The sequence below is a fragment of the Paenibacillus sp. J22R98 genome, assembly GCF_059383835.1.
On record NZ_JBXENW010000004.1, the window covers coordinates 135096 to 160903 of the forward strand.

Sequence of the window (25808 nt, forward strand, 5' to 3'; positions counted from 1 at the left end):
TTCCGCGCGACAGCAGAAAAACAGCCCCTTCGCCCCATATCTGGGGCAAGGAGCTGCTTCTAGATTTCATAATGCGGTATTGTTTTCCAACTTTTTAATTCCATAATAGTCGACATACCATGCTGCAAATCTTTCTAATCCCTCTTCAATGGGGGTCTCCGGCTTAAATCCGATTGCCTTCTCTAGAAGCACAGTAGATGCATAGGTGGCGGGTACGTCACCTGGCTGCCGCGGCTTAAATATTTTATGAAAGTCGACCCTTCTGCCTAATGTTTTGCTAAACGCCTTCTCAAGCGTTTCGATAAACACCATTAGCTTCACAGGCTTGTTATTGCCAATGTTATAGATCTTATGAGGGAGCGGTCCAACAGGCGGATTAGGCAGCAGTCGCTCTATACCAACGATAATATCGTCTATATAAGTAAAATCTCGGAAGAGATCATTGTCGGCATCGCCGTTGTTGTAAATATGGATGGGCTCACCTGCAAAATACTTATCCGCAAAGGAATGGTAGGCCATGTCCGGCCGTCCCATCGGACCATAGACCGTAAAGAACCTCAGCCCTGTCGATGGAATTTGGTATAAGTGGCTGTAGGAATTTGCCATGAGTTCATTTGTTTTTTTCGTCGTGGCATAGAGGGATACTTGGTGATCTACCGCATCCGTTTCTTCAAACGGCACTTTCTCATTGGTTCCGTATACCGAGCTCGATGAAGCATAAACCAAATGCTCTACAGGATGATTCCTACACGCTTCAAGAATGTGGAAGAAACCAACAATATTGCTCTGTATATAAACGTCAGGATTCTCAATCGAATAACGCACACCTGCTTGGGCTGCTAAGTTGATTACGATTTGCGGTTTATACATTTCAAAGACAGCATGGATCCCCTTATCCGAAATATCAGCTTTAACAAAAGTAAACTTCGCATATGCCTGCAGCTGCTCTAAACGAGTATATTTTAAACTGACATCGTAATAGTCATTGATTTGATCAACACCGATTACCCGACACCCTTGTGCCAACAGCTTCTTCGCTAAGAAATACCCAATAAAGCCGGCCGCACCAGTAATTAAATAGACCTTACTCGTGTCTAGCTGTTTGATATTCACTTTCCTTGCTCTCCTTTGCCCTGCTTCTCCTGGTTGAATTCCTTCCGATTGAGTAATATTCGACACCGGCTTGCTCCATTGCCTCTATCTCATACAGGTTTCTTCCGTCGAACACCAGCGGCGTTCTCATTCGTTGGTTATAGTCTACCGGTGAAACAGCTTTGATCTCATCCCACTCCGTAAAGATGAAGCAGACATTCGCATCTTCGAGTGCTTCCATTGCATTTGTAACGAACGTTAACCTGCCTTTTCCTTGCTCGCCTTCTGGAAATTGTTTGGAGAAATTTAACGTTCCTGCAGGGTCAAAGGCGTAGACATCTGCACCCTGATCTAACAACAATGGGACATTCGCTAGCGATGCTGCTTCTCTCACATCATCCGTTCCAGGTTTGAAAGTAAGCCCCAGTACAGCTACCTTCAGTCCGTTAAACGTAATCAGTCTTGCACTTGCTTTATGATAAAGTATTGTTTTCTGATCATGATTCACATCGATCGCCGCCGATACCGTTCTCAATTCATAACCATGCTGCCTGGCCATGTACTGCAGCGCTTTTGTATCCTTCGGAAAACAAGATCCGCCATATCCGATGCCTGCTTTTAGGAACCTGCTTCCGATCCGGGTATCGAAGCTCATGCCTTCTATTACATCCTGAATATCCGCTCCAACCCGCTCACACAGATTCGCAATGTCGTTCATATACGAAATTTTGAGAGCTAGGAAATCATTGGAGGCGTATTTGATCATCTCCGCTGATCTACGCGTGACAGATACGATTGGCAAACGGAATGGCTCGTATATCTTCATCAGTAATTCCTCTGCCCACTTGCTTGCGGTCCCAATAATAATTCGTTCTGCATGCAGGGTGTCGTGTACAGCGGAGCCTTGCGCCAGAAACTCTGGGTTTGATGCAACTTCAACCTTCACATCATGTACCAGAAAATCATGGATAAACTGCTCCACCTTATCGTTTGTGCCAACCGGTACGGTCGACTTCACAATGACGAGGCAATCCTTGCAGATCGATTCCGCGATTTGCCTTGCAACGGTCGCTATATTCGCAAGATTCGCCGAACCATCCGGCTGCTCCGGGGTACCGACCCCAATGAAGATGGCATCTGCATCCTTATAAGCATATTGATAGTCAGTCGTAAAATCAATTCTTCCCGCTGCAATGTTCTTCTGCATTAATGCTTCTAGGTTGACCTCATATATTGGCGATACGCCTGACTTCATCGCATTTACTTTATCCTCGTCTACATCGACACAAATCACTTGATGGCCAACTTCGGCGAGGCATACGCCGGCGACCAACCCCACATATCCAGTTCCCGCAACAGCAATCTTAAACATTGTTTTGACATCCCTCCGCCATGGCCGAAGCGTTCGTTTCCCCCAATTATAACAAACTTATATCTCGTACAATTTTAAATTTAAATATTCTATTCCTATTCCAGATTGCAAAAACCTTACCTTTAAATGACCTATTTCTACCCTTTACATAACAATATTCTCTATACGGAACTTCATTATTAGTAAAAAATAGATAATGTAAGCGCTTTACATATGAGAGGAGTGAAATTAATGAAAAAGAATTCACGCTTTATGTCTCTATGTTTGTCACTTGCAATGCTGTTTGGCGCACTAATCTTACCATCTTCGGCCGGAGCGGCGTATGGCGATCGCATTACGATCACCGGTACGAACTTCTATGCAGGCGGTCAGCAGATCTTCATGAACGGAGCCAACACGCCTTGGAACAGCTGGAATGATTTTGGCGGATCCTTCGACTATACGTGGTGGGATAATCATTTCCAGACGCTTCGCAACAACGGAATCAACTCCACGCGGATCTGGATCACCTGCAATGGCGAGGTCGGCATCAACATCAGCGCCAGCGGCGTCGTATCTGGTGCAACAACTGCTCACTGGAACAACCTCGACAGTCTCTTCCAAATCGCGCAAAACCGCGGCGTTTATGTCATGGCAACGTTAATGTCCTTCGACCACTTCAAAAATACCCACACCAACTACAACAGCTGGCGCAATATGCTCAGTACAAATGCCAATATCGACTCCTACGTGAACAATTACCTCATTCCATTCGTGAATCGCTACAAGAGCAACCCATGGCTCTGGTCCATCGACCTGATGAACGAGCCGGATTGGGTGTATGAAGATGCCGCTGCCGGTCAAATCGCATGGGCTCGCCTACAAACGTATTTTGCCAAAGCAGCCGTCGCGATCCACCAGAACAGCAACATTCTAACCACGGTCGGCTTAGGCATGGTCAAGTATAACAGTGCTACTCAATCCGGCTCCACAGACAACAAAATCAGCGATGCTGCCCTGCAGGCCCAAGTCAGCAACACGCTCGCAAAGGTCGACTTCTACTCCCCTCACTACTATGGCTGGCAAGACCCTTACTTCGGCATTCCATTCTATATGACGCCTACCGCGTTCGGTATCGTCCATGATCGCCCTGTCGTGATTGGCGAATCTCCGGCGCTTGGCTCCACCGGTCATACCATAACAAGCGACTTTGCTAATGCTTACACAAACGGATACGCAGGTGTTATGCCTTGGACGTCTAACGGCGTTGATGCCAACGGCAGCATCACGAACCTCGGACCTGCTACACAAGCATTCCGTGACGCACACTACTCCCTGGTATTCCCGCCAGCAACTACGGATGCTGCAAAGTTCAATTTCGAGAACAATTCCCTGCAAAGCTTCTTCGGCCGAAATGGTCTAGCCGTGTCCGCAAGTACAGACCGCGCCTATGCCGGCAGCTATTCCTTAAAAATGACCTCTAGTGCGACTGGCGTGGCTACCTACTATGCTCAGCTCGATAATCCAAGCGGCTTAAGCGCAAACACGACGCTTTCCTTCCGCGTCTGGGTACCAAGCGGCGCGGCCATTGCATCCATCCAACCTTATGTGCAAAGCAATAACTGGACCTGGTACGGCAACTATCAAACCTATGCAAGTTTGACGAAGAACGCATGGAACACCATCACATTAACGATCCCTTCCGGCGCAGCCACTCCGATGAAGAACATCGGCGTTGAGCTCGTCACAACCGGCGCTTGGAGTGGAAGTATTTATGTAGACAGCATTAACTAGAGAAAAAGGCTCCCCATTTGTCATTAATGACGATGGGGAGCCTTTCTTGTAATGACTATGGCTGACGGATTAGGCCATGCCTTTCATAATTTCTCTTCCGGCTTCAACTTGACTGTTAAACTCATCGCGGTACGATTGAATAATATCCGTGCTATAACCGTTAGCCTTCAGCTTCGCTGAAGTTTCGTCAACAATGGTATTGAACGAAACTGTACATGCATCTAGTTTAGCATAACCTTTATTTTTCAAGCTTTCCTTCACTTTCGCATCATCAGTGCTAATATATTGCATACCAATATCCATCAGTGCTGCTTGGCAGCTGTTTTGCAAGGAAGTCAATCGCGCCTCTGCATTAGCTGTAATGGACTCGTAGGAAGGCTTCGTCGTTCCGCCTCCTGGCGCTCCACCACCTGTTGATCCACCGTTGGATCCGCCCGTATTACCACCGTTAGAACCGCCTGTGCTATTGCCGTTATTCGAACCAGCATGCTCAGCCCGATAAGCAGCGGACTCAGCAGAAATCTGCTTCTTCAGCGCATCCCACTGAATAGCTGTCCCAACCGCTTCCGACATGAAGCGTACCGGTACATACAGTGCTCCGTTAACAATGTAGCCCGATTGTCCATTAGGCAGCACTTTCGCTTTACCATCCACAACAACCTTCACAGACTTCGGTGCAAGCTGCACCGTCACTCCACCCTTAGCCGATACTTCACTGCCATGAGCAATTACATTAGTTAGATAATCTTTCAAAACAACAGCTTCTTGTTTACTTGGATCGGATACCGTCACTTTCGAAGCCGCCGCATCCCATTGAACCGTCTTCTGCAGTGCATACGATACAAAACGCAGCGGCACATAAGATGTCCCATCTACAGCGAACACATATTGCCCATCAGGCAGTACAAGCGTCTTGCCGTCAAACACCATGTTGAATGAGCTTGTCTTTACTTTGATCGCAGCAGACGGAGCTGCTGCTACAACGGAATGAAGCATGAGAATAAGAGCGAGTGACAGGATAAGGGATAGAGATAGTTTACTAGACTTTAGATTTAACATTTGAATACACCTCATTATAGTGTTATGTGGCAAAATAACTATCTATTTAATGACCCACATGGTATCTAATTTAATCAAACTAGGCCTTTTGCGCCTCTTGAATGATCTCTTTATAACCATTTGGATTATTTAATTGCCACCGCCAAGCGTCAGCACACATTTCTTCAATTCCTCTCTCTGCTACCCAACCCAACTCATTTTGGGCTTTACTCGGATCTGCGTAACAAACGCCAATATCACCTGGTCTTCGATTATTTATTGAGTATGGAATTCTCTTACCTGAGGCTTGCTCAAAGGCACGAATCATTTCTAGCACACTATGACCTTTACCTGTACCAAGGTTGTATGCCTCTACACCAGTATTGGTCATCACTTTATCTATAGCCTTTAGATGCCCCAAAGCTAGGTCCACCACATGAATATAATCCCTTATCCCTGTTCCATCAGGAGTATTATAGTCATTTCCAAAAACCTTTAGACTATTAAGTTTACCTACGGCAACTTGTGTAATATACGGTATGAGATTATTAGGGATGCCATTTGGATCCTCACCAATTCTACCACTAGTATGGGCTCCAATTGGATTAAAATATCGCAATATTGATATGCTCCAACTTTTATCTGATATAAAAAGATCCCTTAGAATTTCTTCGATCATTAATTTTGTACGACCATATGGGTTAGTCGCTCCTAGGAGAAAGTCCTCTGAGATAGGCCCTGGCTTAGTTGGTGAATAGACAGTAGCTGAAGAACTAAAGACCATTTTCTTGACATCAAACTCCTGCATTACGCGGCAAAGAGAAAGAGTTCCAGTTATATTATTTTCATAATAACTAATGGGCATTTGCACAGATTCACCTACTGCCTTGTAGCCAGCAAAGTGAATAACAGCACCTATTTTATTATCAGAAAAAATTTTTATTAGTTTGTTTTTATCCAATAAATCTGATTCATAAAACTTTATTTGTTTTCCTGTCAATTCTTGTACCCTTTGCAAAGACAGAGTACTACTATTAGCCAAATTATCTACAACAATTACTTCATAGCCTTTATTTAACAATTCAACGCAGGTATGACTACCAATATATCCGGCCCCTCCAGTTACTAATACTTTCATTATTAACTCCTCTTTCTAGCAAAACGAATTATTTAGATATTAACCGTTTCTAAAGACTGACTGCAATTACTCTGTAATTTCATCTAACCGTTGATGAAAGGCAATGTCTCACGCTTTCTATTACTAGCTCCTGTTCTTCTAAAGTCATGTTAGATCCAGACGGCAGACAGATTCCATTTTCGAATAACTTGTCAGACACACTACATTCAGGGCTATGGGAATAATATTGATTCTCTTGGAAAAGTGGTTGTAAATGAAGCGGCTTCCAAACTGGTCTTGCCTCAATATTCTGTTCGGTGAGATAGTCGCAGATTTCAGCTGAAGTAACACCACATCGGTCAGGATCAATGGTCAAAGTAGTCAGCCAACGAGTAGATTTACAATAGCGCGCTTCAGGCATAAAAGTTATACCTATGTGAGACAGCTCTCTATAGTAACGATTAAAAATATCGCGCCGCGAAGCTACTCTTTCGTCTAGTACTTTTAATTGTGCTCTTCCAACACCCGCTAGTATATTACTTAGACGGTAGTTATATCCCATTTCACTATGTTGATAATGTCGAGCGGTATCTCGAGCTTGAGTAGCCCAAAATCGAGCCTTATCCAGTAAAGTCAAGTCATCAGAAACCAACATTCCTCCACCTGAGGTAGTTATAATCTTATTGCCATTAAAAGAGTAAACTCCAAATTTTCCGAAAGTTCCACTTGATTTCCCATTATATGTAGCTCCTAAGGATTCCGCGGCATCCTCTATAATTGGCACGTTATAATAGTCACATAGGTCAATTAAGGATTTAAAATCAGCACTTTGCCCATATAAATTAACAATCAATACAGCCTTAGGTAGTTTTCCTGTTTTCTCAGCATCTTCAAAAGCTCTTTTTAAGGCAAGGGATGACATATTCCAAGTGTCAGGTTCAGAATCTATAAATACAGGTTTTGCATTTAGGTATAAGATCGGATTTGCACTCGCTATAAAAGTAAGTGATGAACAAAAAACCGTATCACCTTGTTCAACTTCTAGTAATCGAAGGGCCAAGTGAATAGCAGCTGTTCCAGAACTTAAAGCCACAGCCCCTTTACTGCCAACATATTCTGCTAATTCTTTTTCAAAAGCATCTACGTTCGGGCCAAGTGGTGCAATCCAATTTGAATCAAATGCCTCTGCGATAAAACTCGATTCTTGACCACTCATATGTGGTGCTGAAAGATAAATACGTTTATTATTACTCTTCATTATTATGCTCCTTCTCACGAGCTTCATTAATTACTTTACCAGGAACACCTACAACCTTGGCACCGTTTCCGATATCTTTTATTATTACTGAACCGGCACCTACTATAACCTTATCGCCAATAGTAATTTGTTGAATGACACAGGAACCAATCCCAAGCCAACTAAACTTCCCAACTTTCACTTCTCCAGCAAGATTCACTCCAGGTGAAAGATGAACTCCTTCTCCAAGGATGCAATCATGTTCTACCGTACATCCAGTATTCAATATAGTCCCGAATCCTATCCTGGCTCCAGCATTTACTGTAGATTTGGCAAAAACAACAGTTCCCTCATCTATTTGTGTGAAATCACTAACATAAGCTGTTGGATGAATTATCGTTGGTATTGAGAATCCCATTGCCTTAAACTCGTTTAACAATTTTAATCGCAACTGATTATTTCCAATTGCTACAATTAGATCATCATAATGATTAAGTAAGGATAGAGCAAACTCTATCTTTCCAATCACTGGCCAAATTATTATATCATCCATAGGAAATCGGTCATCAAGAAATGCAATATTGGACCATCTTCTGGTGGCATATGCCACATCTGCAACGACCTTCCCGTGGCCCCCCGCGCCAACAATCAATAATTTCCTCATTGCGTTTTCCCCTTAAAAGGTCCGGTAGTTACATGGCCATGTTGAGTTATCCCCTCTGACTTGACAACCTTTAAGACGGTTAAGAAAAGGATCTTTAAATCTAGCAAAAAAGATTGATTTTCCACGTACCAAAGATCAAGTTCGAATTTAGCTTCCCAACTAATCGCATTTCTTCCATTTACTTGAGCCCACCCTGTGATGCCAGGCCTTACATTATGCCTTTTCATCTGTTCAGGAGTATAAAGAGGTAAATACTCCATTAATAAGGGCCTTGGGCCTACCAAACTAATTTCTCCTCGCAATACATTTATTAATTGTGGAAGTTCATCTAAACTAAGTTTTCTCAACATTCTTCCAAATGTCGTCAACCGGATGTGATCTGGCAATAGATTACCCTGCATATCTGTCTTATCCGTCATTGTACGAAATTTATAAATATAAAATGGTTTCCCATAAATACCAGGTCGTTTTTGTTTAAACAAAACTGGTGATCCCAATTTATATTGAACAAAAAAAGCAACAATAATAATAACTGGAGATAAGATCAACAGCAGTAATGATGAAACCAAAAAGTCAAATAACCGTTTCATTAACGAATCTCCCTATATAAATATTTTGATTATGTACTCAATCATTTACTAAAAAATTTATTACCTAGAAGGTTTCTAAGTCTTAGAATTAAAGCATTCATGGTTTCCTTTTCAAATAAATAATTAATAACTATGACCACAAACCCAACCCATAAAGAAATTAAGATCGAGGTATAAAACCATTGCAGTAGATTAGTAGGCTCTATTGAATAAACCGAAACAAACGGTAAAGATGCTATTAAAACAATCCCAATTATCCTAATCAATCTTTTAATTGTTTCTTTAAGAGGAGTACGAGTTATTCCCGCAGAATATATCATATCTATCGATCTATATCCAAAACCAATAACACTTCCGATTAGAACACCTTTTAAGCCCCAAAGATTAACTAATATAGTTGATACAACAATAGTTATAACGGCTTGTATAATAGCTCGATGTCTTGTCTCTCTAAAATGTCCCGCTGACATAATAATTGTACTTTGTGGAACTTTCCAATTATCCAATATCCCAACAATAAGAAACAAAATAAATATAGTTTTATTAATGTAATTTGCATCAGTTATGTCTAAAGTGTAAATTTTTATAAATGAGATTCCTAATAATAACGTGCAGGTATATACAAAAGTTAATACGATATAATATAAAAACTCATATTGAGAATAAACTTTTGATAATGTATCTACTTCTTTGCGAGCAATAATTTGCCCAAAACCTGCTGTAACACCATTATTAAATACTCCAACTGTCATATTTATTCCCAGAAAAAGCATTGCATATATCGAATAAACGCTCACTTCAGTTAGTGAACCAAAAATAGTTATTAATATAATAGGCGAACCTGAAACAACTAATGTAGAAATTTGATGAATCAATATATCAAATCTCTTTGTATTAGCTTCTAGATCAGGATTGACATTGAAGTCAATATATTTGAAGTTTCTTTTTGTATACCATACTATGAATACTGTCTGAATTAAGTTAGCAACCAATGAGAATAAAAACACTAATGAAATACTAATTTTATAACTGATGGACACCGAGATTATTGTTGTACTAATTATTAAGTGTATTATTCTGGTGAAAGATACTACATAATTATGTTGAGCCGCTGTCAATAGCACATAATATTTGGAAACCGTGAAATAATTAATGATTCCCGCAGCCCCAATAACAAATATCAATAGCACTACTTCTAGTTTTGATATATTTTCAGTTTTTATGAACAACGGATATATTACCATCATTAATATCAATAATCCGCTGAAATAATAACCTATTTGAGTATATGATTTCTTTGCCGCTGACAAAATACTATTTATCTTGGACAAGTTATTATTAGCAAGTGGATTATATAATGAATATACAAGAGAACCTGCTAACCCCATTTCAATAATATATAAATATCCTATAAACTGTGATACTGACGCTCTAAGTCCATTAATTGCTGATCCATAATTATTCATTATTAATCTCGGTATAATAAGACCAACAATAAATGAGATTATTTGTAATAGTGTAGCTGTGCTAGTATTATATATAGCTTTTTTTGTACGCATTAAGTTACCCCTTCTAGCAATTACTATTGCTTATCAAGTTATTGCTAAGGTAGATACTTCAGAGCTCATTCTCAATTGGATTGATTCTGAATACTTTTATCCTTACTTTTGATTGCTTTTTTTGATCTCTAAATATGAATTAGAGTTAAGTACGGGCTTGTCCCATATAGATTCTTATTTCAATCTTTGAAGGATTACATCATATATCTTAAAAATATAGTATTTACTTTTAAAACAGGATTTTATTACACTACCCATTCCTACAATAAGCCTTCCTTTCTTTATTAAATCTATACCCAACTCGAAACCATCAGCTGCTCTGGTGAATTGAGTTCTTGCAATCGGGGTAGCACGTTTATCTGATTGTTTTAGTAATGTAGAAACCAACCGGGAATCATCCAGTTTTTTGCTATTGTACAATTTTTTTATTCCCCTTGTATTTAAAAACTGTTCGAGGCTATAACTCCGCGAGATACTGCCAGCCCTTATTCTATACATTAGTAAATTTTGATTTATCTTACCTATTTTATAACCTCGAAGCAAACATCTTAGTGAAAAGTCATAATCCTCACAATGTAATACTTCTCTATATCCACTTAACTTATCGTAAACTTCTTTTTTTACAAACCAAGTAGGATGTGTTGATATATTTGCATGTTCCATCTTTTTTTGTAATTCTACAAACGTAAACTCTTCTCTACTTGTCTCATCTAGGTACTGTGAATATTCATCCATAAGAAGCATGCTAGAAAAAATCAAATCTAAATTATTTTCTTCTAGATATTTCTTTTGAATTAGTAATCGATCCCTCATCGATATATCATCTGCATCCATTCTCGCTATATATTTACCATTACAATGTCTTAATGCGTTATTTAGACTTTTAACGAGTCCGATGTTTTGTTCATTTATTATGACCTTTATTCTATTGTCATAGTTCTCATACTGATATAGTAGTTCCTTAATTTTATCGTTATTAGGGTTATCAAGGACTATAATAAATTCTATATTTTGATACGTCTGATTTATGATTGAATCTATACTTTCTGTCACCCAACTTACTTCTTCATTATACGTACTCATAATAACTGAAACTAGATCTTTCATTTAGGTTATCCTTTCAAATCTGTTATCTTATCATAAGTATAAGTAGTATAAATATATCCTCTATTTCTAATTCCTATATTTTATTACTCTTGCAGGTACTCCTCCGACAATTGCATATGGTGGCACGTCTCTACTAACCACGGCTCCTGCACCAACAATTGCACCATCACCAATATGTGTACCAGGCAAAATGACAACTCTTACTCCTATCCAAACGTCATTCCCAATAATAACCGGGTTTACATTTTGAAAACCTTGTTTACACATTGGTATATCAGTACTCTCAAAATTGTGATTTGAAGTATATATGATACAATCAGGGCCCATCATTACATTATCACCAATCCTAACTCCCGTACCAATTACAGCACGAACTCCTATTCCTGAATTATTTCCCAATATAACACTCGAATCAAATTCCGCACCTTTTTCTATATTTACATTACTCCCGCATTGTTTTAATATTAGCTTTCCACATAACTTGCGCAGACTTTTTGCACCAAAATTAAATCTAGCATCCGAAAGAGGTAAGTGCTTAGCCAAAATATTGTAAAATACTTTTCCAATAATTTCTTTTACTTTTTTACGCATTCGTTCTAACCCTCACTTCTATTTTGACTCATATTGATTTCCATATCTATGTAACTTAAAAGGATTCGAATTGCGTCGTTCCACCAGAACTGAATACATAATATATACAGCGAATATAAAGCACGCCCCCCAAATACTATTACGCAATAGAGCACTATACGAACCACGAACCCATATCATTAAACTAAACGTCGGCATTATCAGATAAGCAACTTTAAGGAACTGTCCTTGCTGCAGATAATTTTCGAATTTACTAGATAATGTGCCTATCAATATCCCTAGTAATACAGCTGAAACAACTACTGGTATAAATCTAAAACTGTAGTACAATTCAGCAATATAGGATCCACCTATTGCATCAGTATTTAGAAACAAAACAAAATTCGATTTTTGATTGATCTCTGTGAAAAAACCATTGTAATTTGGTAGTACAGATGCAAAACTCGTTAAAAATTGCGCTCCATTTGAATAATTTATTTCGTTTGGGACTTTCAATACTGTGATACATACAGTATAAATAGTTGCTCCGAATTCTTCTAATATATTGTAAATTGGATTGTTATTTAAACTATACATAAATGCTTTACTTATGGATTCATAGTTTTTCAGCCCACTGCTCCTTATATCTGCAACAGTATTAAGTAATACAACTAAAAATGAACCGGACAATAATATAGTAAACCCATTCTTTAATGATATTTTAATTTTTGTGGAATGGAATAGAACATATATAAGTAATAACAATGAGATTAGCTGGTATATTCGACTTCCACTCAACATCGTAATTACTTCGTATGTTGCATAAGTTAAGTAGATTATGATTGATTTTTTAGGCTTATTACTATATCCCATAATTAATAGTGCAAATCCTATTAAATGAAACCGTGCAAACTGGCTCATTACTCCGCTAGTTTCCACTCTTAGCACTTCTCCATAGCCAGCCCCTATTGCAGCCATTAATTTATTAATCGAATAATAAACTTCAATTGGAAATGTAATCAATAGAATTATTATACCTACTTTAATCAACAACTTATATGGTACAATTTCTTGTGTCGCATACGACTTTGACTGACTAAAGTATTGACTTCTATTTCTAGTTATCACCTTTGAAAACAACATTCCTAAAGATACTAATGAAATCATTGCTAGACTGAATGTCACAGCCTGCCTATATGTATCAGTTGAAATAATTAACGAAACATCAAATGAATACTGATAATTATTTGGTATACCTTTCAATATAACTTGCCCCATATGGAAAATATAGGAAATTACAACAAATATACTCGAAATACTTGTTAAGTTTATTCCAGCAGACTTAAAACAAATAAGTGTTATAAAGATATGAGATATTACTATCCAAAAGAATAATCTATTCCAAGATTCATAATCCGTTAGTTTTTGATTGTTTGCCACAAAAAAAATAACAATTAAATAAATACAATATAATGTAATTATAGTAACAGACAATAACTTGTTCCCTTGAATATTATTAATTTTCATATATTTTTTCCAACTGTCTTATTGTAGTAAAAATATCAAATCCACTTGATAACATCTCATTTGATTTATTTTTTCTCACTATTCTTGTAGAATCCAGAATTTTTTTCGCCCATACCTCTGCACTTTCTTTTAATGAAATGAAAGTAATTAAATCACTCACTTTAACCGCTGATGTTACATTCTTTGAAACTATTGATGCTACCCCCGATGCTTGTGCCTCTATCATTGTTACTGGAAATCCTTCATATAGCGATGGAAAGACTACTATATCAATCGCTTGTAAAAGTTCAGAAACATCATTCCTCATTCCAGTAATTGTTACACTATTTAGCAATTTTAATTTTTCTACTTTATTTTCAATTACTCCCCTCAACTCACCGTCGCCAACAATTAACAGTGCTACATCCTCATTCAATTCTTTAAGTTCTTTAAATACATCCAAAAGAAAATCATGATTTTTAGCTGCCGTAAGCCTCCCAATATGTCCAACAACTATTTTCCCATTCACTCCTAGCTCTTTGCGCACCGTTTCTCTCACTTCTTCATTGAAAGCAAATTTCTTGATGTCAATTGCGTTATTTACTATTATCCCCTTTTCCTTAAGTGTTTTTTTTCCATATAAGTATTCACCTGCATCAACCCCACATGCAATAAAATCCGTTGCATACTTTTTAATCATTTTCTTCATAAAAAATGAATATACTTTATAGAGTAAATTTTCTTTCCGACCACTGTCAGTACTATGAGAATGAGATAAGCGACTCTTTATCTTCAGATCATTTGCAACTTTTAAAGTTAATCCATTATTCAATAATGTGTGAGTATGAACAACATCGTAGTTACCCTCAATTAGAATTTCCTTTAATTTATTCATATAATTTCTATACCCTTTATGGGGCGGGTCTATATGAATTACTTTAGATCCTAAACTAATAGCTTCATTCTCATACTCTCCTACTGATTCACCAAACACCAAGTAGTCACACTGAAACTTATCTTTATTCAAATAACGAGAAAAATTCATAGCTATGTTTTCTGCGCCGCCTATATGTAATGATCCTATAACTTGTAAAATTCTTTTTTTTTCTTTCATTTCACATCAATCCCTTTTATCTTAATATTATAGCCATTCAAATATGGGCTTGAATGTTGAAGAGAACAGTAATTTAAGAGACTTTAAAGTCAACATTATCTTATAGTGAGGACATCGATTAAAAAGTATTAATAATAATAAATTCGAATGTATTAAAATTTATGCGAAAATGTAGAATTAAAGAATAACTTATATAAAAGTATCAATCAAACTAAAAATTACATATATTTCAGTTTCCACAAAATATATAACCCAAAACCAAACGGTAAATTAATAAGTATTAAAAGTATCCTATCGCTCTCTTGTAACATACTTTTAATTGATTTCTTTGCAAAAAAACCATACGCAATATAAAGCCAAGCATTCTTCATTTTAATTTCTAAATTTATACTTGATTTAAAATATTCCTTTGCATGAATCATTCCACCTACTGGATTGTTAACACGCATATTTCGCCCGGATTTTGTCAAGCCACCTTCTAGATACTCACAAATGTATATTAATTTGTTAATGTATATTGTATTGTATTCACGCGCTACTTTAACCCAAAGATACCCTTCGCCAATAAACTTCTCACCAGTGATTTCTGGGAACGGAAATTCCTTTAATATGCTTGTTCTAATAATCTCGCACTTATCCCCTTGGATGTTTCCGTTGATCCGACATGTTATATGATCAGAACAATACTCATTTTGAGGAAACTTTGAACCAACAGCTGTAAGCTCACCATCAACTTCTTTTCCTTTCAGAAAAGAAAGTCCACATATAGTAACGATATTTTCGTACTTGCTCCAATAAGTTGCAATCGCACTAACTGCATCTTGGACCAAATAATCATCACTATCTAAAATTAAAACAATATCACCTTTTATATAAGTATGTGCAAAGTTTATTGCTGAATGCTTACCGCCATTTTTCTTATAATAGTAATCAATTTGGAAGCTATGTGGCTGTTGTTTTAATTTATTAATTAAGATTTCTGTTTCATCGCTACTACCATCGTCCACAATCAACCACTGAAAATCTGTTGATGTTTGATTACATAAACTATCAAAACATTTTTTCAAAGTATCGCAGCGATTAAAAGTCGGAGTTAGTATTGTTAAACTTTTCACATTCTCACCTTAACTAGTTAATTATTTTAAAGTACATGCTCTCGATCTGTTCTATATACTTATCTATATTATTCATCTCTTTAGCTCTCTGAAAAGCACCTTTAGATTTCAAATTTAAGTATATATCATCCGTGATTAGCTTTTTTATCTCCTGTTGGAACTCTTCATCTGTATTACACAACTTACCACATTTATCATCGATTATTCCTGGCAGTCCACCAACCGGTGTTGCGACAACCGGTACACCTAGAGTGAGAGCTTCTACTGCGACTAGCCCAAAACCTTCCCAATCAGATGTCATGCATAGCATTTTCGATCTGGATAGTATTTTATAAGGGTTGTCTATAAAACCTGTTAAAATAATGTTATTAACTAAACCGAGATTATTAATCTGTTTGACACATTCATCTCGTAATTCTCCATCACCAATCATAGTTACTCTTAAGTCCGGTATATAATTCACTAATTCCCTTACTAGATTAATAAATCGAAAAATGTTCTTTTGTCGAGTAAGCCTGCCAATAAAAACAATATCATTATCAGTTACGCTTTCATTTTTTTTTATTTTCGCCTTTGCTTGCACATTTGAGATATCTATTGGATTAGAAACCACCATAGACTTCTTTCTTATCCACTTTCCAAAAACATACTCATCGAATACAGATGAGGATACTCCCAATATTTTTTTATAGCGAATACAAGAGAGTAAGAATAAAAAGGAAAATGGATGAAAGGTCTTTATCCATGGTGAGTTATTATGCAAATGAGAAATAATAGGGGTTTTTATTCCTGATAAGGTGCAGATAATACTAGTAGTGAAATCATGAGCATGAATGATATCTGGTTTCATCAATTTATCAATACGACGTATTTCTGCAATTGATGCTTTCTGAATCGGCAGAAAAGAAATACCATTTTTATCTAACACTTCTCTAATAGAGCCATCCATTGAAACATACCTGCAGTCAAAGTCAGAACTCATATTATTAATAATTGTAATCACCACATTCTCTGCACCAGAGTATGAAGATGTATTTAGAATGTGTAAAATCCTCTTTTTCATAGATTCACCTTATTTCCCAACAACAGTATATATTCTTCTCATCTCTTCTATTACACTATCAATATTAAAATGCTTAATTTTTTCGATATTATATAATACCTTTTCACTTCGCAACTCTTTTTCTCCAACCATTGTTTGAATACCTTTCTTAAAGCCATCAATGTCTTCTGGGGACACAAGATATCCGCCCTTCTCGTGCTCAATTAAATCCCGATTGCCCCTAATATTGGAACAAACAACAGGTAGACCTCCTGCCATTGATTCCATAAGAGCTACTGATAACCCCTCACGGAATGAAGGAAATACAAACATATCAACTACTTGATAAATTTCGCTCACATCTGTTCTATAACCAATCAACTTGACTTTATCTGATATTCCATATTCAATTGCTAGTTTTTCAAGATGCTCCCGCAGAATCCCATCACCACATATTAAATAATAAATATCAGGATTATTTAGCTTAGCAAGAGCCTTTATCACGGTCTCATGGTTTTTATTTTTATTTAATTCTCCAACTGACACTAATATAAATGCCTCACTAGGAACGCCTATCTCTGTTCTCTTTACCTCTCTATCGATTGATTTATTTCCAAATCTATGTATGTTTAACCCTACTCCTTGAACATATGAAACTTTCTTTGACTTGAAATTCTGTGACCTGGCATAATCTTCTTTATTTATCGTAATGAGCATATCTGTATAGCGTGATAGGATTCTTTCTACCGGATAATATATCAACCAATTTTTTATAGGCGCTCCTTTGAAAAAATGGAATCCATGCGCCGTATAAATGACTTTAGTCCCTTTCTTCCTAGACTCTCTTACCACCCAACGACCAAACGCACTTGCAATAGGAGTATGGAAATGAATTAACTCGTAGTTATTCTCTGTAACGATTTGTTTTAATTGTCGACTAGCAGCTACATTTAATTTCGTGAACAAAGAGCGTTGAAATGGCAAGTCGTAAACACAATTTACTATTCCATCTAATTCATTAACATCTTTATAGCCGGCCACATCAACCGTATACCCCATTTCCTGCAATAATCGAATATGCGGAATGAGAAAAGCTTTAATTGTTGATAATATTGTTGTACAAATTAATATCCGTTTCATAGCCATTACTCCTCATTCAAGCCGTTATATCATTATATAAATTTATACTTTTTCATTTGAACCATTATTCACATAATTCACTAAAACACTTATTAGTTATTTTAGTTCAACGAATTCATGTTCAACTAATTGCCTAAGGTATTTAAGCAATTCTTCCCTTAAGTCCTGACGATGTAATGCAAACTCCAGTGTGGTTTTTATAAACCCTGGTATCTCTCCAACATCATATCTTTTTCCTTTAAAGTTATAGGCATATACAGATTCAATTCGATTTAGTTCAGCTATGGCATCCGTCAACTGAATCTCCCCACCAACAGTAGGCTGTTGTCTGTCTAATATTCCAAAAATTTTTGGACTTAATATGTAGCGTCCCATAATGGCTAGGTTGGAGGGAGCTTCTTCTTTCCTAGGTTTTTCTATTAAATTGTTGACACAAAATAATCCCTTATCAATCTCATTTCCATCCACAATTCCATATCTTGAAACCTCATCTTCCAATACACGCTGTACGCCTATTAACGAAGTTCCATATAGATCATACTGTTCAATCATTTGTTTGAGACAAGGCTTATCAGCCTTTACAATATCATCACCTAACAACACTGCGAATGGCTCATCACCAATAAACTTTCTTGCACACCAGATCGCATGTCCTAATCCCTTTGGTTCCTTTTGACGAATATAATGAATATCCACCATTTTTGATGACTTTTGTACCTCACTTAATAGTTTTAATTTCCCTTTTTCTAATAAGTTTTGTTCTAATTCAAAAGAGTTATCGAAATGATCCTCAATAGCCCTTTTTCCTTTACCCGTCACAATGATAATATCTTCTATTCCCGATTCAATAGCCTCTTCAACTATATATTGAATTGTCGGCTTATCGACAATCGGCAGCATCTCTTTCGGCATTGCCTTTGTAGCAGGTAAAAACCTTGTCCCTAGTCCAGCAGCTGGAATAATCGCTTTTCTTATTTTCATCTAGAACTCCTCATTCCTCTACACCTATTCCCATTGTTCCTGGAGTATGTAGTCCCTATTAACAAAATATCGCTTTCCGAATACTGTTGTTATTATTAACAGTAGACAGAAAGCAATATATTATTGAATATTCAATTCAGCAACATTATTTCAATTAATCTATTTACCCACGTTCTCTTCTTGTAATACCTCATCGTACTTCTTACCTTGGCTTACACCATAGCTCTTTGCAATGCTTGAAAGTTGATTATATTGGTCAGGGCTAACTTCATTTAAAATAATTTTACGAGCTTCTCTCTTTTCCTCAATAGTTAGCCCACCATTCGCAAGTTTTTGTAACTTTTTTATATCGCTAATATTCAGTTTGCCAATAAGAATCGATGTCACAGTTGCTTTATCTTTAATTGAAACATTGCCTTGGATTTCTTTAGTTTTATTTGCAGACACTTCCGCTGAATACTTGCTTGATTTATCTTCATTTGTTGCTACGCTATCTGCAACTACTGGTACCTCTTTTACCGTGTTAGGATTAGAAGATTGATCTTTCTTTGGAGGTGGTGTATTATCACCCACTTGCTGATCAGTACTAGTGTCATTGCTCGAACTTACCTGATTTATTTCTTCTGTTGAATTACTTTCTGCTGAATTATTATTATTGTTTGAGTTTTCAACTGTTTCCTCATTTATAACAGCGATATTTCCATCTGCTGGCTCTAATTGTTCAGCTAAAGATCCAATTACTTTATTTACAACATAATTCGCCAAAAACAACCCGGATATTCCAAGCACTAACGCGATAGATAAACACCAAAACATCACTTTTTTCCACTTTTTCATTCCACGCAACAGGCTCATCCCTCTCACGTTCTTTTAAATGTGTTGACTTAAGAAACATCCTTATATAAAGGAACAATATATTCAATTACGTCTCTTATAACATCCTTCTCTTCACCAATTGCTCTTTCCAGTCGTTTAAACTGAAGCTCCAGTTCTCCGCGATTAATGCCGAGTGGCTTTCCAATAAAAATTCTGTTGTGCTTCGTCTTAGCTACCTCTTCCTCATTAAGAAGGAGCTCCTCGTAAAGCTTTTCGCCTTCACGAATACCGGTGAATTCAATAGGGATTTCTGAATAAGGTTCGAAACCAGATAAACGAATGACATCTTCCGCTAGTTCTACTATTTTGACGGGCTTACCCATATCAAGCACAAAAATTTCACCACCTGCAGCAAAAGCACCTGCTTGTATTACAAGTTGAACAGCCTCAGGAATTGTCATGAAATAACGAACCATTTCGGGATGAGTAACGGTTACAGGTCCACCTACAGCGATTTGTTCTTTAAACCTAGGAATAACACTTCCTCTACTTCCAAGAACATTCCCAAAACGCACTGCTACATATTTTGTATTACTTTGAAGGTCTAAACTCTGTATGTACATTTCAGCAATTCGTTTTGTAGCCCCCATAATACTAGAAGGGTTCACTGCCTTGTCTGAAGAAATGAGAACGAATCGTTCCACTCCATATCGATCAGCAGCATCCGCAACATTCCTTGATCCAAAAACATTATTCTTAACGGCCTCAGCCGGATTTCTCTCCATCAATGGAACATGCTTATGTGCTGCTGCGTGGAACACAACATTAGGCTTTAACAATCGGAATACTTCATCTATACGAGAACGGTCTTGGATATCAGCAATAATGGTCTCTAGTCTTATATCAGAAAACTTTGACCGCAATTCCATCTCAATCGTATATATACTGTTCTCGCCATGCCCTAGCAATATTAATAATTTCGGTCTAAAGATCGATATCTGCCGACAAAGTTCTGATCCAATAGATCCACCTGCACCTGTTACTAGTACAACTCTGTTCTCAACATATTCCGCAATCCCTTTTAGGTCTGGAAGTATTGGATCCCTTCCAAGTAAATCCTCTAAGTCAACATCTCTCATTGCATTAATTGAGACCTTACCAGCAATAAGATCATTCAATGCAGGGATAATCTTGACTTTGGCTCCTGTTGCTTTACAGGTTGATATCACATCCACAAGTTCAGATTTATTTGCAGAAGGAATGGCAATAATAATCTCCTGTACTGCATTGCTTTTAACAACTTCTTCAATTGCATTACGATTTCCAATGACCGGTTTACCAAGTATACGTTGACGAAGCTTACTATTGTCATCGTCAATGAAACCCACTATGGACAGCTCCGAGTTTACATTACTCATAATTTCTCTTGCGATAATTGCACCACAATCACCCGCACCAATAATCAATACTTTCGTTTTATCTTGATTCTCACTAACTCCATTTTTTAACATGCGCCATATGAAACGAATACCACCCATGCAAAGCACCATCGTTTCAACAGTACGAACTGATACTGAAACAGCAATGTGTTCATGAATGAAGAAGTTAGTAATGCCATACGAAATCATCCACCCAAGCAACACAGCTTTCAGCAAAGAGACAATCTCACCTATACTTGCATACTTCCACAGCCTTTGATACATCCTGAAATAGATCATCATCACACCGCATATTACTGCAGTAAACAAAGTATAGGTTATCATTTGAGATACATACTCTTGGATACTTGAACCATATCGCAAGAAATATGCCGCTCCGACACTAAAACAAACTATTAAAATATCGATCAGGAACAAAACTAGTGAACGCTTCTTGTACAGCATTGGACTTCCTCCATGTTCATTTTATTATATTTTGGGGTCTTACCCTTATTTGGCAACTTTCGACAATATACCCAAATATAATAATAGAACTTTTTTACTAGACTAACAATACTCAAGAACTATTTTTCTGAATTACTATAGTAATAATAGTAGTAGCCATCACTATTTTTCTTTTTTATGTTGTTCAAAACAACACCGAGCATTCTAGCGTTAACCTGAGTAAGCTGCTGCTTTGCTTTAATGACCATATCACGTTTGACCCTACCTGAATCTAGGACTAATAGTGTTCCATCACATTTTGTAGAAACAATTTGAGCATCCGTTACAGCAAGAGTTGGAGGTGTGTCAATTAGAATGATGTCGTACTTGCTTCGCAACTCTTCTATTAGCAAGCTCATACGCTGTGAAGCTACCATTTCAGATGGATTTGGTGGTATTGGGCCTGAAGTAATGACAAACAGGTTGGGAATCTCAGTAGCTTGTACAACTTCCTCTAATTCACTCTGCCGAGACAATACGGACGATAATCCTTTGCGATTGCTTACAGCAAACGTATGATGCATCGTTGGCTTTCGCATATCCGAGTCTATGAGAACAACCTTCTTATCCGCTTGTGCATATACGACTGCCAAATTACTAATAGTTGTTGATTTCCCCTCACCAGGTGATGCAGAGGTCGTCATAATTACTTGAATTTTATCATCAATAGAGGAAAAATCGATATTTGTACGAAGTGCTCGATAAGCTTCAGAGACTGGAGACTTTGGCTCAGTAAAGGAGATAAGATGCCTCTTATTTGCCGACTTGGACATGATTCATTTCACCCGCCTTTATTTTTTGAGCTTTTACTGACTCGCTTTGTCCATTAGATTCATTATCCATTCTTGAAATTTGTCCGATTGTTGGAAGATCTAAATAACGCCAAACATCAGCTTCTGTTTTAATTGTGTCATCCATATACTCTCTCAGGAAAGCTATGCCCACTGCAGCTAGTGTAGAGACAAAAAATGCTAGAGCAATATTTAACGTAGTATTTGGACTAACCGGTACAGGCACTTTTCCTGAGTTAGTCTCAGCTAAGTTCAAAATAGTCACATTCTGCACATTGAAAATTGAAGGAATTTGTTCTTTAAATACGAGAGAAATCGCGTTAACGATCTCGGCAGCCCTTTGATAAGAGGGATCATCAACAATCAACGTCATTACTTGGGTGTTATTTACTGAACTGACCTTCACTTTTGCAACCAATTCATCGGCAGTCATATTGAACTCCGGGTGCTGCTTTGCTACTTGTTCCATAATTGCTGGTGTTTTAATAACTTCTTTGTATGTTGCTATTAACTGAAGATTTACAGTTACTTCGCTTGGATTAAATTGATTTTCAGTTGTAGTTGCTGTCGTACGGTTTACAACAATTTTCGTTGTCGCTTCATACATTGGCTTAATCATGTAGTTACTATATAACCCCGCTGCCATTGAGCATAGTAGAACAACGGCTACAATCATCCACTTTCGTTTTAGAATAATCTGGACGTAGTCTCGGAGCTCAAATTCCATCTGCACGTCATATCCCTCGCATTTTCCTCAAGTAGTATGGATTAATTTGGCTTTATTTTGCTTATAAAGTAATATACATCCCCCGCTGAAGGGGGATGTATATTCAAGGCATAACTACACAATTAGTTCGAGAAGTTAAATGCGCGGTAGATGATAACTGCAGCTTGAGCACGAGTAGCTGTTGCATTAGGGTTGAATTTACCTTTATCGCCTACAACGAGACCATTGTTAGCTGCAAATGCTACACCGTCTTTCAGGCTAGCATTGATTGTAGCAGCGTCCTTGAATGCTTCAAGAGCTTTCAGATCATCTGCGGAAGCCTTAACGCCTTTAGTAGCTTCCAAACCACGTGCAACCATTACTGCCATCTCTGCACGAGTAATTGTAGCGTTAGGTGCGAAGGATGTTTCTGTGCGGCCTTTGATGATGCCTGCATCAGATGCAGCTGCTACGAATGGAGCGAACCAGTCAGTTGCATTCACATCGCTAAAGCCTTCCTTAGCCAATACGTTGTCAAGATCAAGTGCGCGAACAAGCATTTTAGCGAACTCAGCGCGAGTTACTTCGCCATTCGGTACGAAAGCACCGTTAGCGCGGCCTTGAATTGCGCCTTTAGCTGCCATAACTTCGATTTGACGACCAGCCCATGCTTTTACTTTATTGATATCTTTGAATGCGACTTTGTTCTCAACAACTACATAAGTGGAGAAATGGTCGCGTTTCTCGGTGATGACACCGTCGTGATATACGCCCCCATAATAAGTCGTTCCATCGAATACTGTAAGAAGATCTTTGTCGACGCCTGTCGTGTTTACAGGGATATTAACTTCAATTGGATTGCTGAACTCATGAACTTCTTTACCGCCTACAGTAAGGCCAAAGTCATATGCATCAGATACAGCTTTCAACGAACTTGCTGGACCTTCTGCGGCTTTGTTTTTCACATTGAAGTTCAGCGTGTCATTGATTTCATCGCCAACTGGCAAAGTAGCGCTGAAGCCATTGAAGTTAAACTTAAAGCCGAAAATTCCAGCCTCGGAAGCTTTATCTATGCTACCGTTCTCTACTGTTACTGTTACGTCTTTAGATGCAACAGTTCCGAGATCGATATTCAGTACCAATTTGTTAAGCGCTGATTCTGAACCAGGTGCAGCATCTTTCAAAGCAGCGATAATTTTAGCGATTTCGTCGATCGCTTTATTAATATCGGAAGAACTTACTGTTACAGTTGCTTTACCATCTACAACTTTAACGTCATCTTTAGCATCAATCTTAGCAAGCTCTTGAGCAGCAGCTAGTGCTTTATCAACAGCCTCTTGGATGAGTTTAGCTTTCTCTTCACCAGTTGCCTTCGCGATTTGGCCTTTCAGATCACCAAGGGCTTCAATAACGGATGGGTTAGATGGAATGATCACAATTGGCGAAGAACTGTATGTTAGTGTAATTGCTTTCTCAAATACTACTTTGCCTAGGAGACGCGCTTGAAGAGTTGTTGTTCCTGTGCTAGCAGAATCTGAAAGAGACACAACACCAGTTGTTCCATTAACAGAAACGGTAGCATCACCAGATGCGCTCCAAGCTAGGAACATGGAAGGGATTTCAATACCTTCCAGCGACAAGGTATATGCTTGTGTACGGCCATTGTTCGTAGAAACTACTTGGCTAGTTGCTTCTGCACGAACAAATGCAACCGCTAATGCTTTCGTAGCAGCTTCTACTGTATCAGCAGTAGCTTGATCAACTGTAATGGCTTCAAGAACCGATGCTGCTGCTTCAGCAAAATCTTCTCTTGGAACATTGTTCTCGACTGCGAACCAGTTAATCAATTTGTTTACGTTTAGAGTACTGTTGCCCAACACTTCATTAGTAGCATTCTCAATCATGGTAAAAGCGATCGAGGATGGATCTTCGCCTGCTAATAGCGCTTGTGCAATTGCTGCTTTGTTCGTATTGAGCTGGTTAACCGTAGCACGTTCAACCGCGTCACCGAAAGCAAGCAAATCATTTACTGTTAGTCTAGTTCCAGTGAGTACTGCCAGTTCATCTAGTGCTGGTTTGATGTTAGTACGAACATCTGCGATTTCTTCTGTACGTGTGCTGTACATAATAGAACCAAGACCTTGGAATAGATTGAACAGTGCTTCTTTGAAATCTACATTTGCATTGTTTTTAATTGATGTAGGAAGCAGGTCCCACACTGGATTTACTAGATTCTTATTGTCGTCATAGTTCAACGAAGCAATAATACCACGTAGATTGCGAACGCTTTGTGCGTCATTAGCATCGCCAGCAAGCAATGCTGCGTGGATGCGGCTAATTCTAGCCGTGAAATCCGCATATGTTGTTTGAGTTGCTGCGGAAGCAACATTCGTAAATCCTAGTTGATCTGCCAATCCTTTGTTGCTTAGTGGCAATCCTGCAAGCGAACCCGTTACTAGGCTGGCTGCGATTGTTGTTACTGCTAATTTTCTTTTGAAAGTCACTTTCAAGTCACCTCTGCCTCAATATTTGTATTAATTTGCCGCATTATGTAAC

21 protein-coding genes and 2 pseudogenes are annotated in these 25808 nt (G+C 37.9%); 1 reads left to right on the top strand and 22 read right to left on the bottom strand.

Annotated elements, in window-relative coordinates:
- Nucleotides 1–66 precede the first annotated feature (66 nt).
- Together AC50Y3_RS13975 and AC50Y3_RS13980 are read right to left on the bottom strand one after the other, a co-directional pair.
- Nucleotides 67–1113, bottom strand: coding sequence for a GDP-mannose 4,6-dehydratase (locus AC50Y3_RS13975; protein ID WP_494819342.1), 1047 nt, complete (start codon nt 1111–1113; stop codon nt 67–69).
- Nucleotides 1085–2464, bottom strand: coding sequence for a UDP-glucose dehydrogenase family protein (locus AC50Y3_RS13980; RefSeq protein ID WP_494819343.1), 1380 nt, complete (start codon nt 2462–2464; stop codon nt 1085–1087). Before AC50Y3_RS13980 ends, AC50Y3_RS13975 begins: the two co-directional genes overlap by 29 nt.
- Nucleotides 2465–2695: 231 nt before the next feature.
- Here AC50Y3_RS13980 and AC50Y3_RS13985 point away from each other — a divergent pair, with 231 nt between their 5' ends.
- A complete protein-coding gene (locus AC50Y3_RS13985; RefSeq protein WP_494819344.1) occupies nt 2696–4237 on the top strand; it encodes a carbohydrate binding domain-containing protein in 1542 nt (513 codons plus the stop codon).
- 69 nt (nt 4238–4306) lie between these two features.
- Here AC50Y3_RS13985 and AC50Y3_RS13990 read toward each other — a convergent pair whose 3' ends face one another.
- From AC50Y3_RS13990 to AC50Y3_RS14085, 20 genes and pseudogenes are all read right to left on the bottom strand, one after another.
- Nucleotides 4307–5296, bottom strand: a complete 990-nt coding sequence (locus tag AC50Y3_RS13990) for a copper amine oxidase N-terminal domain-containing protein (RefSeq protein ID WP_494819345.1) — start codon at nt 5294–5296, stop codon at nt 4307–4309.
- Nucleotides 5297–5375: 79 nt separating this feature from the next.
- Nucleotides 5376–6413 (bottom strand): UDP-glucose 4-epimerase GalE, encoded by a 1038-nt coding sequence (gene galE / locus AC50Y3_RS13995; RefSeq protein ID WP_494819346.1) that lies wholly within the window; start codon nt 6411–6413, stop codon nt 5376–5378.
- A gap of 79 nt (nt 6414–6492) precedes the next feature.
- Nucleotides 6493–7650 (bottom strand): DegT/DnrJ/EryC1/StrS family aminotransferase, encoded by a 1158-nt coding sequence (locus AC50Y3_RS14000; RefSeq protein WP_494819347.1) that lies wholly within the window; start codon nt 7648–7650, stop codon nt 6493–6495.
- Complete coding sequence (locus AC50Y3_RS14005; RefSeq protein WP_494819348.1) at nt 7640–8293, bottom strand: acetyltransferase; 654 nt, start codon at nt 8291–8293, stop codon at nt 7640–7642. Before AC50Y3_RS14005 ends, AC50Y3_RS14000 begins: the two co-directional genes overlap by 11 nt.
- Nucleotides 8290–8883 carry a sugar transferase gene (locus AC50Y3_RS14010; RefSeq protein ID WP_494819349.1) on the bottom strand — a complete coding sequence of 198 codons (594 nt, stop codon included), beginning with the start codon at nt 8881–8883 and terminating at the stop codon, nt 8290–8292. Before AC50Y3_RS14010 ends, AC50Y3_RS14005 begins: the two co-directional genes overlap by 4 nt.
- Before the next feature lie 41 nt (nt 8884–8924).
- Nucleotides 8925–10442 (bottom strand): lipopolysaccharide biosynthesis protein, encoded by a 1518-nt coding sequence (locus tag AC50Y3_RS14015; protein WP_494819350.1) that lies wholly within the window; start codon nt 10440–10442, stop codon nt 8925–8927.
- Between the two features lie 174 nt (nt 10443–10616).
- Nucleotides 10617–11549 (bottom strand): glycosyltransferase family 2 protein, encoded by a 933-nt coding sequence (locus AC50Y3_RS14020; RefSeq protein ID WP_494819351.1) that lies wholly within the window; start codon nt 11547–11549, stop codon nt 10617–10619.
- A 72-nt stretch (nt 11550–11621) separates the two neighbouring features.
- Nucleotides 11622–11780 (bottom strand): annotated as a pseudogene (locus tag AC50Y3_RS14025) (DapH/DapD/GlmU-related protein); the annotation flags it as partial.
- Nucleotides 11781–11885: 105 nt separating this feature from the next.
- Nucleotides 11886–12140: pseudogene (locus AC50Y3_RS14030) on the bottom strand (hypothetical protein); the annotation flags it as partial.
- 18 nt (nt 12141–12158) lie between these two features.
- Nucleotides 12159–13646, bottom strand: a complete 1488-nt coding sequence (wzy, locus tag AC50Y3_RS14035; RefSeq protein WP_494819352.1) for an O-antigen polysaccharide polymerase Wzy — start codon at nt 13644–13646, stop codon at nt 12159–12161.
- A complete protein-coding gene (locus AC50Y3_RS14040) occupies nt 13636–14739 on the bottom strand; it encodes a glycosyltransferase family 1 protein (protein WP_494819353.1) in 1104 nt (367 codons plus the stop codon). The genes wzy and AC50Y3_RS14040 overlap by 11 nt, the downstream gene beginning before the upstream one ends.
- A 218-nt stretch (nt 14740–14957) precedes the next feature.
- Nucleotides 14958–15854, bottom strand: coding sequence for a glycosyltransferase family 2 protein (locus AC50Y3_RS14045; protein ID WP_494819354.1), 897 nt, complete (start codon nt 15852–15854; stop codon nt 14958–14960).
- Nucleotides 15855–15867: 13 nt separating this feature from the next.
- Nucleotides 15868–16917 (bottom strand): glycosyltransferase, encoded by a 1050-nt coding sequence (locus AC50Y3_RS14050; RefSeq protein ID WP_494819355.1) that lies wholly within the window; start codon nt 16915–16917, stop codon nt 15868–15870.
- A gap of 9 nt (nt 16918–16926) precedes the next feature.
- Complete coding sequence (locus AC50Y3_RS14055) at nt 16927–18036, bottom strand: glycosyltransferase family 4 protein (protein WP_494819356.1); 1110 nt, start codon at nt 18034–18036, stop codon at nt 16927–16929.
- 96 nt (nt 18037–18132) lie between these two features.
- The gene (galU, locus tag AC50Y3_RS14060) at nt 18133–19017 is read right to left on the bottom strand and encodes a UTP--glucose-1-phosphate uridylyltransferase GalU (protein WP_494819357.1); all 885 of its coding nucleotides are present in this window, start codon (nt 19015–19017) and stop codon (nt 18133–18135) included.
- Between the two features lie 159 nt (nt 19018–19176).
- Nucleotides 19177–19863, bottom strand: coding sequence for a hypothetical protein (locus AC50Y3_RS14065; protein ID WP_494819358.1), 687 nt, complete (start codon nt 19861–19863; stop codon nt 19177–19179).
- A 38-nt stretch (nt 19864–19901) separates the two neighbouring features.
- Nucleotides 19902–21716, bottom strand: a complete 1815-nt coding sequence (locus AC50Y3_RS14070; RefSeq protein ID WP_494819359.1) for a polysaccharide biosynthesis protein — start codon at nt 21714–21716, stop codon at nt 19902–19904.
- Between the two features lie 119 nt (nt 21717–21835).
- Nucleotides 21836–22528, bottom strand: a complete 693-nt coding sequence (locus AC50Y3_RS14075; protein ID WP_494819360.1) for a CpsD/CapB family tyrosine-protein kinase — start codon at nt 22526–22528, stop codon at nt 21836–21838.
- On the bottom strand, nt 22509–23273 hold the full coding sequence (locus tag AC50Y3_RS14080; RefSeq protein WP_494819631.1) for a YveK family protein: 765 nt from the start codon (nt 23271–23273) through the stop codon (nt 22509–22511). Before AC50Y3_RS14080 ends, AC50Y3_RS14075 begins: the two co-directional genes overlap by 20 nt.
- A gap of 122 nt (nt 23274–23395) precedes the next feature.
- Nucleotides 23396–25756, bottom strand: coding sequence for an S-layer homology domain-containing protein (locus AC50Y3_RS14085; RefSeq protein ID WP_494819361.1), 2361 nt, complete (start codon nt 25754–25756; stop codon nt 23396–23398).
- Between the last annotated feature and the right edge of the window lie 52 nt (nt 25757–25808).

What these genes read in the sequence shown, in the direction of transcription:
- AC50Y3_RS13980 (WP_494819343.1), bottom strand. Translation starts at nt 2,464, where the DNA reads ATGTTTAAGATTGCTGTTGCGGGAACTGGATATGTGGGGTTGGTCGCC.
- AC50Y3_RS14010 (WP_494819349.1), bottom strand. Translation starts at nt 8,883, where the DNA reads ATGAAACGGTTATTTGACTTTTTGGTTTCATCATTACTGCTGTTGATC.
- AC50Y3_RS14040 (WP_494819353.1), bottom strand. Translation starts at nt 14,739, where the DNA reads ATGAAAGAAAAAAAAAGAATTTTACAAGTTATAGGATCATTACATATA.
- galE (WP_494819346.1), bottom strand. Translation starts at nt 6,413, where the DNA reads ATGAAAGTATTAGTAACTGGAGGGGCCGGATATATTGGTAGTCATACC.
- AC50Y3_RS14055 (WP_494819356.1), bottom strand. Translation starts at nt 18,036, where the DNA reads ATGAAACGGATATTAATTTGTACAACAATATTATCAACAATTAAAGCT.
- AC50Y3_RS14020 (WP_494819351.1), bottom strand. Translation starts at nt 11,549, where the DNA reads ATGAAAGATCTAGTTTCAGTTATTATGAGTACGTATAATGAAGAAGTA.
- AC50Y3_RS14070 (WP_494819359.1), bottom strand. Translation starts at nt 21,716, where the DNA reads ATGCTGTACAAGAAGCGTTCACTAGTTTTGTTCCTGATCGATATTTTA.
- AC50Y3_RS13985 (WP_494819344.1), top strand. Translation starts at nt 2,696, where the DNA reads ATGAAAAAGAATTCACGCTTTATGTCTCTATGTTTGTCACTTGCAATG.
- AC50Y3_RS13990 (WP_494819345.1), bottom strand. Translation starts at nt 5,296, where the DNA reads ATGTTAAATCTAAAGTCTAGTAAACTATCTCTATCCCTTATCCTGTCA.
- AC50Y3_RS14080 (WP_494819631.1), bottom strand. Translation starts at nt 23,273, where the DNA reads ATGGAATTTGAGCTCCGAGACTACGTCCAGATTATTCTAAAACGAAAG.
- galU (WP_494819357.1), bottom strand. Translation starts at nt 19,017, where the DNA reads ATGAAAATAAGAAAAGCGATTATTCCAGCTGCTGGACTAGGGACAAGG.
- AC50Y3_RS14050 (WP_494819355.1), bottom strand. Translation starts at nt 16,917, where the DNA reads ATGAAAAAGAGGATTTTACACATTCTAAATACATCTTCATACTCTGGT.
- wzy (WP_494819352.1), bottom strand. Translation starts at nt 13,646, where the DNA reads ATGAAAATTAATAATATTCAAGGGAACAAGTTATTGTCTGTTACTATA.
- AC50Y3_RS14005 (WP_494819348.1), bottom strand. Translation starts at nt 8,293, where the DNA reads ATGAGGAAATTATTGATTGTTGGCGCGGGGGGCCACGGGAAGGTCGTT.
- AC50Y3_RS14075 (WP_494819360.1), bottom strand. Translation starts at nt 22,528, where the DNA reads ATGTCCAAGTCGGCAAATAAGAGGCATCTTATCTCCTTTACTGAGCCA.
- AC50Y3_RS14000 (WP_494819347.1), bottom strand. Translation starts at nt 7,650, where the DNA reads ATGAAGAGTAATAATAAACGTATTTATCTTTCAGCACCACATATGAGT.
- AC50Y3_RS14015 (WP_494819350.1), bottom strand. Translation starts at nt 10,442, where the DNA reads ATGCGTACAAAAAAAGCTATATATAATACTAGCACAGCTACACTATTA.